18 protein-coding genes and 2 pseudogenes are annotated in these 12336 nt (G+C 42.0%); 2 read left to right on the forward strand and 18 right to left on the reverse strand.

Going from position 1 to position 12336, the window contains the following annotated elements; genetic code table 11:
• Positions 1–136: pseudogene (locus tag FTU17_RS08570) on the forward strand (IS4 family transposase); the annotation flags it as partial.
• 19 nt (positions 137–155) lie between these two features.
• Here the strand turns inward: FTU17_RS08570 and FTU17_RS17735 are convergent.
• The 3 genes and pseudogenes from FTU17_RS17735 to FTU17_RS08580 form a co-directional block, all read right to left on the reverse strand.
• Positions 156–278, reverse strand: a pseudogene (locus FTU17_RS17735) (hypothetical protein); the annotation flags it as partial.
• A gap of 520 nt (positions 279–798) precedes the next feature.
• Complete coding sequence (locus FTU17_RS08575; protein WP_180089580.1) at positions 799–1185, reverse strand: hypothetical protein; 387 nt, start codon at positions 1183–1185, stop codon at positions 799–801.
• Positions 1178–1435 carry a succinate dehydrogenase assembly factor 2 gene (locus FTU17_RS08580; protein ID WP_078189264.1) on the reverse strand — a complete coding sequence of 86 codons (258 nt, stop codon included), beginning with the start codon at positions 1433–1435 and terminating at the stop codon, positions 1178–1180. Before FTU17_RS08580 ends, FTU17_RS08575 begins: the two co-directional genes overlap by 8 nt.
• 182 nt (positions 1436–1617) lie before the next feature.
• On the opposite strand from FTU17_RS08580, the gene FTU17_RS08585 reads away from it, so the two are divergent.
• Positions 1618–2790 (forward strand): acyl-CoA dehydrogenase family protein, encoded by a 1173-nt coding sequence (locus tag FTU17_RS08585; protein ID WP_180089578.1) that lies wholly within the window; start codon positions 1618–1620, stop codon positions 2788–2790.
• 43 nt (positions 2791–2833) lie between these two features.
• On the opposite strand, the gene FTU17_RS08590 is transcribed toward FTU17_RS08585, so the two are convergent.
• The 15 genes from FTU17_RS08590 to rpsH form a co-directional block, all read right to left on the reverse strand.
• Complete coding sequence (locus FTU17_RS08590; protein ID WP_373683914.1) at positions 2834–3631, reverse strand: alpha/beta fold hydrolase; 798 nt, start codon at positions 3629–3631, stop codon at positions 2834–2836.
• A gap of 132 nt (positions 3632–3763) precedes the next feature.
• Complete coding sequence (locus FTU17_RS08595) at positions 3764–5254, reverse strand: NAD(P)/FAD-dependent oxidoreductase (protein WP_180135114.1); 1491 nt, start codon at positions 5252–5254, stop codon at positions 3764–3766.
• Between the two features lie 216 nt (positions 5255–5470).
• Entirely contained in the window at positions 5471–5836 is a 366-nt protein-coding gene (rplQ, locus tag FTU17_RS08600; RefSeq protein WP_005012953.1) for a 50S ribosomal protein L17, read from the reverse strand.
• Between the two features lie 18 nt (positions 5837–5854).
• Positions 5855–6862 (reverse strand): DNA-directed RNA polymerase subunit alpha, encoded by a 1008-nt coding sequence (locus FTU17_RS08605; protein WP_004650465.1) that lies wholly within the window; start codon positions 6860–6862, stop codon positions 5855–5857.
• Between the two features lie 17 nt (positions 6863–6879).
• Positions 6880–7506, reverse strand: a complete 627-nt coding sequence (rpsD, locus tag FTU17_RS08610; protein WP_078189268.1) for a 30S ribosomal protein S4 — start codon at positions 7504–7506, stop codon at positions 6880–6882.
• A 12-nt stretch (positions 7507–7518) separates the two neighbouring features.
• Positions 7519–7905, reverse strand: coding sequence for a 30S ribosomal protein S11 (gene rpsK / locus FTU17_RS08615; RefSeq protein ID WP_001040166.1), 387 nt, complete (start codon positions 7903–7905; stop codon positions 7519–7521).
• 19 nt (positions 7906–7924) lie between these two features.
• Entirely contained in the window at positions 7925–8281 is a 357-nt protein-coding gene (gene rpsM / locus FTU17_RS08620) for a 30S ribosomal protein S13 (RefSeq protein ID WP_078189269.1), read from the reverse strand.
• A gap of 107 nt (positions 8282–8388) precedes the next feature.
• Complete coding sequence (rpmJ, locus tag FTU17_RS08625; protein ID WP_000867907.1) at positions 8389–8505, reverse strand: 50S ribosomal protein L36; 117 nt, start codon at positions 8503–8505, stop codon at positions 8389–8391.
• Between the two features lie 20 nt (positions 8506–8525).
• Positions 8526–9845, reverse strand: a complete 1320-nt coding sequence (secY, locus tag FTU17_RS08630) for a preprotein translocase subunit SecY (RefSeq protein ID WP_171263746.1) — start codon at positions 9843–9845, stop codon at positions 8526–8528.
• 45 nt (positions 9846–9890) lie between these two features.
• Positions 9891–10331, reverse strand: a complete 441-nt coding sequence (rplO, locus tag FTU17_RS08635; protein ID WP_180135115.1) for a 50S ribosomal protein L15 — start codon at positions 10329–10331, stop codon at positions 9891–9893.
• A 3-nt stretch (positions 10332–10334) separates the two neighbouring features.
• Positions 10335–10511, reverse strand: coding sequence for a 50S ribosomal protein L30 (gene rpmD / locus FTU17_RS08640; RefSeq protein WP_005012961.1), 177 nt, complete (start codon positions 10509–10511; stop codon positions 10335–10337).
• 6 nt (positions 10512–10517) lie between these two features.
• Positions 10518–11015, reverse strand: coding sequence for a 30S ribosomal protein S5 (gene rpsE, locus FTU17_RS08645; RefSeq protein WP_067762902.1), 498 nt, complete (start codon positions 11013–11015; stop codon positions 10518–10520).
• A 2-nt stretch (positions 11016–11017) separates the two neighbouring features.
• Complete coding sequence (gene rplR / locus FTU17_RS08650) at positions 11018–11368, reverse strand: 50S ribosomal protein L18 (RefSeq protein WP_067762903.1); 351 nt, start codon at positions 11366–11368, stop codon at positions 11018–11020.
• 14 nt (positions 11369–11382) lie between these two features.
• Positions 11383–11916 (reverse strand): 50S ribosomal protein L6, encoded by a 534-nt coding sequence (gene rplF / locus FTU17_RS08655; RefSeq protein WP_078189272.1) that lies wholly within the window; start codon positions 11914–11916, stop codon positions 11383–11385.
• 13 nt (positions 11917–11929) lie between these two features.
• Positions 11930–12325, reverse strand: coding sequence for a 30S ribosomal protein S8 (rpsH, locus tag FTU17_RS08660; RefSeq protein ID WP_078189273.1), 396 nt, complete (start codon positions 12323–12325; stop codon positions 11930–11932).
• Positions 12326–12336: the final 11 nt, after the last annotated feature.

Raw genomic sequence — 12336 nt, forward strand, 5'->3', positions numbered from 1 at the left:
AAGTTTATTTCGCTACGGTTTGGACTATGTTCAAATGGCTATTCTACGTTTGATTGGTTTTGGAAAAAAAGAAGAATTTAAGAAAGTGCTAGCAATTTTAAGAAAGAAAAAGCCTGATAGGACAAGGATCCTATGAAATTTGTCGTGTACAGAGGTTTTTCGGTAAATCCGAGTGCAACATTAGCACCGGTTTTTACAACCTGTGAACAACCCGCGAATAATGTACTTGTTATTGCTACAACTGCCACACCCTGGCATATTTTTTGGACGCTCGACATTTTCCTGTCCTCTATAATTGTGTTTATGTCCATCACGACAAACATATCAGAAGCAAAAAATGAATAAAAGAGTATTTGCTCTAATTTGAACGACACACTGTGCCATGAATCACGCTGAATGCAATTGACTGATTTTTTAGAAAGACTAAATTTTAGGCAAAAAAAAAGTAGCATAGCGACGGTTCGGCACATGCTACTTATTAACTGTGAAAGCGTTTGACTGCTTATTTTTGAGTTAACTGTTCCTTCAGCACTGTTCCTAGTCGTCCTATAACAATTGCTAACACAATCGCTATTACCAGAAACATCCAAGTTGGCATCATCATGATGATTTCCTTTAACGGCTGTTGGTAAGGCTAATATATAGGCAGAGAATCACCGCACAGCTTAAAATTGTCAGACAATTTAAATATTTTGCCAATAAAATCCAATCCTGTCAGACAAGATTATTTTACCTGCAATATAAGATAATGAAATATTTTCATTTTATTGAATTTTAAAAATTAAGGCTGTCTAACAATTAGATCATTTTGGCCAATACTTTGAGTGATTTCCACTGTTTCAATGACAATTGATCGCGCCAAATAATCACTGGTTTTGCACGCGCATGCATAAAATACACCACGATATACATTTGATGATCCAAAATATGGCTAATTTGAACGCGTTGCACTGGACGGTTGAGCCGTTGCAAAGACCAATCAGTTCCATCCAAATAATCTAGACTGGTGACGTGTAAATGCTTACGGAAAAACAGTACATAAACCACTAGTCCAATGAGGAAAAATACCCCCCAAAGCATAGGTGTTAGTAACTGATAAAGCAGCGTCATCAATACCGCAAAAATAAAAAACTGAAACGCATGCGATAAAAAACTGCGTTTCAGTTTGAATTGCCGATTATCCATGAACGTAATGTTTTAATTTTTGAATAAACGTTTTTAATTCAGGACGTGGCGGTTCACTAACTTCCATAAACCAATCCAACAAATCTGGATCTTCTGCAGCAACGAGTTCTGCAAACATGTCTTTTTCAGCTGCATCGGCTTGTAAATAGTAATTTTTGACGTAGGGATCAAAATAAACATCAATCTCTTTTAAACCACGACGTGCGCGGTAGATCACTTTACGCTCTTCTAAGCTGATTTCATCAGTCATTGTCTTCCCCAATCGTTGAACCCGTCTAGTGTAACTCATCCACCCCATTGAAGTGGAGTGTTTTCAAAGATTGACCGAATGCTTCATCGCAATTCTTGCTTTTGAATGTTCTGCACATTGCAGTCACACGCTGCATCTTATAAGTTGAAGACAAAGCCATAAAAATGAATAGGATATTCAAAATGCAATCTGGAGCGATTCGCCCACTCAACAACATGCTGCCACGTCAATTATTTAATGCAGAACATGATGCATTTCGTGAAACAGTACGAAAATTTTATGAAAAAGAAGTCATACCTAATATCGAAAAATACGAAAATCAGCAACACGTTGACCGTGACTTATGGAATAAAGCCGGTGCCATGGGCTTACTTTGCCCGACCATGCCCGAAGCTTACGGTGGCTATGGTGTAGACCGACTCTATAGCATGATTCTGATTGAAGAGCAGGCCTATGCTATGGACTCCTCTACTGGCTTTTCACTGCATTCCGACATTGTGGCCAATTATATTCATAACTTTGGCAATGAAGAACAAAAGCTGCATTGGCTGCCGAAAATGGCATCTGGCGAAACCGTGACTGCCATTGCAATGACCGAACCGGGCACAGGTTCAGACCTACAAGCGGTACGCACAACCGCTACAGAAGATGGCGATGACTATATTATTAATGGGTCAAAAATCTTTATCACCAATGGCTATTTATGTGACATGGCAATTGTGGTCTGCAAGACAGGTAATAGTGAAAAAGGTTCAGCTAATTTATCGCTAATTATCGTCGAGGCAGATCGCGTCGGTTTTAGCAAAGGCAAACCTTTAAATAAAATTGGCATGAAAGGTCAGGATACCTGTGAACTGTTCTTTGACAATGTCCGCGTCCCTAAAAGCAACTTACTTGGCATGCAAGGTATGGGCTTTATGATGCTGATGAAGGAATTGGCTTGGGAACGTATGTTGGTCGCGATTATTTGCCAAGCCGGTGCAGAAGCAGCCTTTGCGCACACTGTTCAATACACCAAAGAGCGTAAGGCATTTGGCAAGACCGTATCTAGTTTCCAAAACACCCGTTTTAAATTGGCAGAGCTACGCACTGAAATCGATTTTTGTCGAACTTATCTAGACCGATGTATGGAGCTGCAACTTGAGGAACAGCTCGGTATTGACGCAGCCGCAGCTGCTAAATACAAAATTTCAGAAATGTTCTCCAAAGTCGTGGATGAATGTCTGCAGTTGCATGGCGGCTATGGCTATATGCTTGAATATCCAATTGCACGGGCTTATATCGACAACCGTGCCAACCGTATCTATGCCGGTACCAATGAAATTATGAAAGAGCTGATTTCCCGCTCTTTATAACAACAAAGCCCATCATCGGATGGGCTTTTATATTCTTTCGATATCAACTTAAATCATTCACAAAATCACAGATGAGTGCAGCGACCAATGCGGGTTGCTCTTTGTGCGGCATGTGATGAAGCCCTTCCAAAATCTCTAGCTCAGCATCACCTTGTATACCCGAAAAAAGTTTCTGAGCTTGTGCTGTCGTCCCGTATTCATCCAGTTCTCCATGGATGATCAAGCTTGGACACTGTACTTTTCCAACATATTGCTCGAGGTTCCATTGACGAAAACTCGGTGAGAGCCAAGTTTCAGTCCAAGCATCCAAAACCCATTGGGCTTTATCCCCATGGTATTTAGCCAAGCGTTCAAGCTGTCCCGGCTGCGCAAAACCTGTTTTGGCTTCACGTATACCCGATAATGTCAGTTCTTCCACTTCATACTGCGCAGCTATGGAGATCAGAGCTCGACATTGTTCAGGGTATGTAGTGGCAATGACGACTGCCATTCCCCCGCCGACACTATGCCCCATAACAATAAACTGTTGAATGGAATAATGTTGAAGAAGCGCCCTAAAGCTCCGCTGTGCTTCGGCATAGACAAAATCAGTACTTAATGGATCAGGGTTCGCTGATGATTTCCCGAAGCCCAACCGATCATAGGCAATCACCGTTCTGCAAGACTCAGCAGCCAATTGCGCAGGAAAATCACGCCACAAATCAACACTGCCTAGTGAATCATGCATCAATATAATCGGAGCCAAAGTTGCATCTTTATCTGTAGTTTCAGGCTGCCAAGCTTTGGTATATAGCTCATAAGCATTTAATTTTATAAATTCTGAATGTTCTTGAATATTCACATTAACCCTGTGTGCTTTTCCTTATTTCAACATGATATATTTTTCAACAAATAAAGCGCATCAAATAAAACCCTAAAGTCACTCATCTAAAGCAAAAAAAAGGAGCATGATGCTCCTTTTTCTATAACTGACTTAAGAAACTAATCTGGGTTTAGCCGCCACTTGATCTGACTTTTTTTCAAATTTCAGCACTCCACCTTCAAATGAAGCATGCTTTAATTCTTTACGATCTGCCAAATAGTTGTTACTGACTTTCCACGGTGCATGTTTACCCTGTTTTGGCATCACATCCGCTGCACGTGCAATATAGCCTGACGTCAAACTTCCCATCACCGTATCTTCTAACAACTCGGTCGCATCACCTTGTGGAATCACTTGGTTATAACCATTTTGATCCATATAGTTAATCAATTTACAGATGTATTCAGAAGCAATATCGACTTTTAAAGTCCATGAAGCATTAATATAGCCAATAATCATCGCCATATTTGGTACATCACTGACCATCACGCCACGGTACAACATATGCTTAGAGGTATTCAGTGGCTGTCCATCGATTGTGGCACTGATCCCGCCTAGAATTTGAATGTTGAGTCCTGTAGCTGAAATCACCACGTCCGCTTCTAAATGTTTACCTGATTTTAATTGAATGCCATTTTCAGTAAAACTTTTAATTTGATCGGTTTCAACAGATGCACGGCCTTCGCGTAAAATTTTAAACAAATCACCATCTGGCACCACACAAAGGCGCTGATCCCAAGGATTGTAATCTGGGGTAAAGTGCTTCATATCCACTTTACCTTTCAACTGCAACTCAATTGATTTTAATAAAAATTTACGGAGTAATTTAGGTTGCTTTTGTGCAACAGCATAAACAGCCCGTTGGACACCGATATTTCGTGCACGGGTAAGTTTATAAGCAACATCTTCAGGTAATACTTTACGCATTTTGTCGTAAATGATGTCAATAGAAGGTACTGAGGCAATATAGGTCGGAGAGCGCTGTAGCATAGTCACATGCCCTGCACCGCCTTTTGCCATTGCTGGCACAAGGGTAATTGCTGTTGCGCCACTACCAATAATCACAACTTTTTTGCCTGCATAATTAAAATTTTCAGGCCAATGTTGTGGATGAATGAAGGTACCTTTAAAGTTTTCCTGCCCTTTAAACTCAGGTTGGAAACCTTGGTCATAATTATAATAACCCGTACAGCCAAAGACGAAATTTGCAACCCAGGTTTGTTGTTTCTTCTTTGCATCTTCAATAACAACAGACCATTTACGAGTTTGTGAATCGTAGTTCGCACTCACAACACGGTGCTGAAAATGAATTTTTTCTTTAATCTTATATTCATCAATCACTTCAGAAAGATAGCCTTTAATCGAAGACCCATCAGCAAGCACACTAGATTTTTTCCACGGCTTAAAATTGAAGCCAAAAGTTGACATATCCGAATCAGAACGAATACCCGGATATTTAAAAAGATCCCATGTACCACCGAAACTTTCACGTCGTTCAATAATTTCAAATGAACGATTTGGACAATTTTTTGAAAGATGAGCAGCCAAACCTACACCAGAGATCCCTGCACCTACAATGAGAATATCAACTTGTTTTTCCATGTTGTTCTTTTAACCTATCTTAGATTTATATTTATTAAATCACATTTTTGACAATGCACAATGTCAAGTTTAAGCAAAAGGCGATTTATTTTTATCTTTTAAGGACAAATTGAATTATTGTCTAACAATATACAGCCAATACAAAACTGCAGGCATTAAAAAAGGTCGGTTAAAAACCGACCTTTTTTAGAACAACGTACGCTGCTCTTCACGAAATTAGTTAACTTCGCGATCTACTAGCTCAACGTAAGCCATCGGTGCAGCATCACCTGCACGGAAGCCCGCTTTAAGAACACGTAGATAACCGCCGTTACGTTCTTTGTAACGAGGGCCAAGAACGGTAAATAATTTACCAACAGTTGCAGCTGAACGAGTACGAGCAAACGCTAAACGACGGTTTGCTACAGAATCGACTTTAGCTAAAGTGATTAAAGGCTCAGCAACACGACGTAATTCTTTTGCTTTAGGAACAGTAGTTTTAATTAACTCGTGTTCGAACAAAGAATTAGCCATGTTTTGGAACATCGCTTTACGATGACTGCTTGTACGGCCTAATTTCACACCACTATTACGATGACGCATGGTGATAGTCCTACTTAATTAACGGCTACGATAAGCAAAGCGATCGTCCATGCGGAGGCTAGCCGGTGGCCAGTTCTCTAAACGCATGCCCAATTGCAAGCCTTTCGATGCCAGAACATCTTTAATCTCAGTCAACGATTTTTTACCTAAGTTAGGAGTTTTAAGCAACTCAACTTCAGTACGTTGAACAAGATCGCCAATGTAGTAAATATTTTCTGCTTTCAAACAGTTAGCAGAACGAACAGTAAGCTCTAGATCATCTACTGGACGAAGCAAAATCGGATCAACTTCTTCACGAGGCTCTTGAGCAACTGGTGCTTGATCTTTCTGAAGATCAACAAAAATTGCAATTTGTTGTTGCAAGATTGTTGCCGCTTTGCGGATTGCTTCTTCAGGATCAACAGTACCGTTGGTTTCAAGATCAATGATCAATTTATCAAGGTCAGTACGTTGTTCTACACGAGCGTTTTCCACTGTGTAAGACACACGTTTGATTGGGCTGTAAGAAGCATCTAATTGTAAACGACCCACTGGGCGAGTTTCGCCTTCAGGGAAGCGTGAATCAGAAGTCTCATAACCACGACCTTGAGAAACTTTCAGGCGCATTTTTAATGAGCCAGAAGCACTTAAAGTACCGATCAAGTGTTCAGGGTTAACCACTTCAACATTGTGTGGTAAACGAAGGTCAGCGGCTGTAACGTCGCCAGGACCTTGTTTTTCCAATGTCAGATAAGCTTCATTTTGATCGAACAGCTTAATAGACAATCCTTTTAGGTTCAGCAAGAGCTCGACGATGTCCTGCTGCAAGCCTTCCAAAGTACTGTACTCGTGCTCGACACCTTCAATCTCTACTTCAACCACGGCTGCGCCAGGTAAAGAAGACAAAAGGATACGACGTAAAGCATTACCAAGAGTATGACCAAAGCCACGCTCTAATGGTTCTAGAATAACTTTTGCCGAGGTCCCGCTTGCCGCTTCGACCTTGATCGCTTGCGGAGTTAGAAACTCATTTGCAGTACGCGTCATTATTGCTACCTCAAGGATTATTTAGAATACAATTCTACAATCAAGCTTTCGTTGATTTCAGCAGGTAAATCAGAACGATCTGGTGCAGCTTTGAACGTACCTTCCAATTTAGAATGATCAATTTCAATCCAAGCTGGAATGCCACGTTGAGTCGCTAACTCAACTGCGTTTTTGATACGCAATTGTTGTTTAGCACCTTCGTGAACTGCAACAACGTCACCAGCTTTAACTTGGATTGACGCGATGTTAACACGACGACCATTTAAAGTGATTGAACGGTGAGATACAAGCTGACGAGCTTCTGCACGTGTAGAACCAAAACCCATGCGATAAACAACGTTATCTAGACGGCTTTCAAGAAGTTTCAACAAGTTTTCACCTGTTGCGCCTTTAACACGAGCAGCTTCTTTGTAGTAGTTACTAAATTGACGCTCTAAAACACCGTACATACGACGTACTTTTTGTTTTTCACGTAATTGTAGTGAGTACTCAGATTGTTTGCCGCCACGAGCGCCACCATGTTGGCCAGGTGCTTTAGCAGCTTTTTTTGTTTTGACGTCAAATGGTTTAACGCCAGATTTTAATTGCAGGTCTGTCCCTTCGCGGCGAGAGAGTTTGCATTTTGGACCAATATAACGAGCCATGAATGTTTCTCCTTACACGCGACGTTTTTTAGGTGGACGGCAACCGTTGTGCGGGATTGGCGTCACATCGGTAATGCTGTTAATTTTATAACCCACTGCACCTAAAGCACGAACCGCAGATTCACGACCTGGACCAGGACCTTTTACAAGGACGTCCAAGTTTTTCAAACCGTAATCTAAAGCAGCTTTACCAGCAACTTCAGCAGCTACCTGAGCAGCAAACGGAGTTGATTTACGTGATCCACGGAAGCCTTGTCCACCAGAGGTAGCCCAAGCCAGTGCATTACCTTGACGATCGGTAATAGTCACAATGGTGTTATTAAAAGAAGCGTGAATGTGTGCAACACCTTCAGAGACGGTACGAGTGACCTTCTTGCGTGTGCGAGTATCTTTAGCCATCTTTTAGCTTCCAGAAATCTTATTTCTTAATAGGTTTGCGCGGACCTTTACGGGTACGTGCGTTAGTTTTGGTGCGTTGACCACGGACAGGCAAGCTGCGACGATGACGAAGACCGCGGTAGCAGCCTAAATCCATTAAACGTTTAATGTTCATGGAAATTTCGCGACGTAAATCACCTTCGGTAGGAACCTTAGTAACTTCTGCACGAATCGCATCAAGCTGAGCGTCATCTAATTCACGAATTTTAGTTGTTGGCGCAATACCAGCAGCAGCTAAGATAGCTTTTGCAGTGTGGCGACCAATACCAAAAATGTACGTTAGAGAGATAACAGCATGCTTGTTATCCGGAATGTTTACACCGGCAATACGAGCCATTCAATTTTCTCCAAAAAGGCAGTTAAGATAATCAACCGCCCGACAAAATCTTTGAGGGGCGGATAATAACCTAATTAGCCTACTGAAATCAACAGGTCTTGATCAGATTAACCTTGACGCTGCTTATGACGAGGTTCTGCGCTGCAAATTACGCGAATAACCCCATTACGACGGATAACTTTACAGCTACCACAAATTTTCTTTACAGAAGCTTGAACTTTCATAATGAAACCTCTAAGTGCGCTTATCCTTTCGGATGAGCAGTCGTTTTACGCATTAACGATTGATTGTCATATTGATGCGATGTGAGATGAGCTTGGAGCTGAGCCATAAAGTCCATCACCACCACCACTACGATCAGTAAAGACGTACCACCTAAGCTAAATGGAATACCAAATGAGCTTTGTAGAATCATCGGCATTAAACAGATGATTGTGATATAAACCGCGCCAATAAAAGTCAAACGATTCAAAATATGATCTAAATAGCGTGCAGTTTGCTCACCAGGACGAATACCCGGTACATAAGCACCACTACGTTTTAAATTCTCTGACACTTCTTTCGGGCTAAATACTAGCGCAGTATAGAAGTAACAGAAGAAGATAATTAATGCACCAAATAGCACCAAATACATCGGTTGACCCGGCGACAATACGAGTGCCAAATCTTGTAGGCCACGTTTAATCACACCAGCATTTGGGTCTGCACTGCCAACCCATTGCCCTAAGCTCGCTGGGAACAATAGCAATGAACTCGCAAAAATTGCAGGAATCACACCCGCCATATTAATTTTTAATGGTAAATGTGTTTGCTGAGCAGTAAATACACGACGACCTTGTTGTTTTTGAGCATAGTTTACTGGAATGCGACGCTGCGCCTTCTCAATAAACACAATTGCTGCTAACACTGCAACAGATAGCAATGCAAAGATTGCAAGACCAATTAAACTTGATTGCCCATTATCTACTGAGGTTAAAGATTGCAGAACCAAGTTCGGCAAACCAGCAACGATACCAGCGAAGATGATCATGGAAATACCATTCCCTACTCCACGCTCAGTAATTTGCTCACCTAACCACATCAGGAACATTGTACCTGCAACCAAAGAAGTTACAGCAGGAACGTAAAAAGCAAGTCCACTAGTCAAAGTAATATTTTGACTAATCAGACCTGCACACATCCCAACAGCTTGCACAAGTGCAAGAAACAATGTGCCTTGTCGCGTATATTGATTGATCTTACGCTTACCTTGTTCGCCTTCTTTCTTTAAAGCTTCCAGCGAAGGAACAACCGTAGACATTAACTGCACGATAATCGATGCAGAGATATACGGCATAATCCCAAGAGCAAGAATTGACATACGCTCTAATGCACCACCTGAGAACATGTTAAACAAACCAAGGATCGTACCTTGGTTTGCATTAAACAGATTCTCTAGTGCGGCATTGTTAATGCCCGGTACTGGAATATGTGCTCCCAGTCGAAAAACCAACAACGCCCCGATGAGGAACATCATACGGCGAATAATTTCACGATATTTCACATGAAAAGGTTGGCCTTTCATCATGTTAACATGACCTGTTGAACTAGGAGTCATAGACACTGGGGATTACTCCTCGACTTTACCGCCAGCAGCTTCAACAGCAGCTTTAGCGCCTTTAGTCAATGCAACACCTTGAACAGTGAATGCACGAGTAATTTCACCAGAAAGTACGATGCGTGCACGCAACATATCTTTACGTACAACGTTAGCAGCTTTTAAAGTTTCAAGAGACACGATGTCGCCTTCAACCTTAGCAAGTTCTGATAAACGTACTTCAGCAGTTTTCAAAGCAATTTGGCTAGTGAAACCGAATTTAGGTAAACGACGATATAACGCAGTTTGACCACCTTCGAAACCAGGACGTGTACCACCGCTCTTACGTGAGTTTTGACCTTTGACACCACGGCCACCAGTCTTACCAACGCCAGAACCGATACCACGGCCTAAACGAAGGTTGTCACGTTTAGCACCTTCTGCAGGTGCAATTGTATTTAAACGCAGAGTCATGGCTTATTCCTCTACACTAACCATATAGTAAACTTGGTTGATCATACCACGGTTAGAAGGCGTATCTTGCACTTCAACTGTATGACCAATACGACGCAGACCTAAACCTTTAAGGCTAAGCTTGTGATTTTTCAAGCGGTGCGATGAAGATTTAGTCTGGGTAACTTTAATCGTTTTCATGATTGATTACCCTTGAATTTGTGCTACTGATAAACCACGTTTCGCAGCAACTTTCTCAGGAGAAGTCATATCACGCAAACCGTTAAAAGTTGCGTTTACTACGTTAGCAGCGTTAGTAGAACCATAACACTTAGTTAATACGTTACGTACACCTACAGCTTCTAAAACTGCACGCATAGCGCCACCAGCAATTACACCAGTACCTTCAGAAGCAGGTTGCATGTAAACGCGGCTTGCACCGTGACGAGCATTGATAGGGTGCTGAACAGTACCGTCAACAAGGTCAACAGTAATCATGTTGCGACGAGCAGCTTCAAGTGCTTTAGAAATAGCAGCTGGAACTTCACGTGCTTTACCACGACCAAAACCTACGCGACCATTACCATCACCCACAACAGTTAATGCTGTGAAAGAGAAGATACGACCACCCTTAACAACTTTGGCTACACGATCAACGGCAACCAGCTTTTCAACAAGACCTTCGTTTTGTTCAACTTTAGCCATGATTAGAACTCCAAGCCGTTTTCACGAGCAGCATCAGCCAAGGCTTTGATACGACCATGATATTTGAAACCAGAACGGTCAAATGCAACTTTAGTTACACCAGCCGCTTTAGCACGTTCTGCAATTAAAGCACCAACTTTCTGAGCCGATTCAACGTTACCAGTAGTACCAGCACGTAGAGTAGCGTCTAAAGTAGAAGCTTGCGCTAATACTTTGCCACCATCTGCAGAGATAACTTGAGCATAGATGTGACGCGGAGTGCGGTTTACACACAAACGAGTCGCACCCAATGCACGGATGTGCAAGCGTGTGCTTTTCGCACGACGCAAACGGGATTGTTTCTTTTCGTTCATAAGAACCTCGCGCCTTATTTCTTCTTAGCTTCTTTACGAAGTACAACTTCGTCAGAATAACGAACACCTTTACCTTTATAAGGCTCTGGCGGACGGTAACCACGGATTTCTGCAGCAACTTGACCTAATTTAGCTTTATCAGCTGATTTAAGTACAATTTCAGTTGCAGTAGGAGTTTCTGCAGTTACACCTTCAGGAAGGTTGTAGTCGATCGGGTGAGAGAAACCAAGGTTAAGGTTAACAATGTTACCTTTAACCGCAGCTTTATAACCAACACCGATAAGCTGTAACTTACGTTCGAAACCTTCGTTAACACCTTTTACAAGGTTGTTAAGCACAGCGCGAGCAGTACCAGCTTGCATCCAAGCATCTTTAGATTCAGCTTTAGGAGCAATAACTAGAGTACCGTCTTCCTGTTTTAGCTCGACCAGCGCATGCAGGTTGAAAGACAATGTACCTTTGCTGCCTTTCACTTCGACCTGCCGGCCGTTCTGAGTAACTGTAACACCGTTAGGTACAGTTACTGGGGCTTTAGCCACACGAGACATGAGGAATCACCTATTAAGAAACAAAAGCAATAACTTCACCACCGATACCTGCAGCACGTGCAGCGCGATCAGTCATGATGCCTTTGCTTGTAGAAACAATTGCAATACCTAAACCTTGCTTAACGCTAGGAAGTGCATCTTTACCGCGATATTGACGTAGACCAGGACGGCTTACGCGTTTCACAGTATCGATAACTGGTTTGCCTTCGAAATATTTTAAAGTAATCGTTAAAGTCGCTTTGCCTTCATTGTCAGCAACAGCTACATCAGCGATATAACCTTCTTGTTGAAGTACGTTAGCAATCGCAACTTTCAACTTTGAGTTTGGCATAGAAACAGTTTGTTTCTTTGCCATTTGTGCGTTACGAACACGTGTTAGCATGTCGGCAACGGTATCTTGCATACTCATTTATAGTGCTC

The sequence above is a fragment of the Acinetobacter sp. YH12070 genome, assembly GCF_013419625.1.
Taxonomy (GTDB): Bacteria; Pseudomonadota; Gammaproteobacteria; order Pseudomonadales; family Moraxellaceae; genus Acinetobacter; species Acinetobacter amyesii.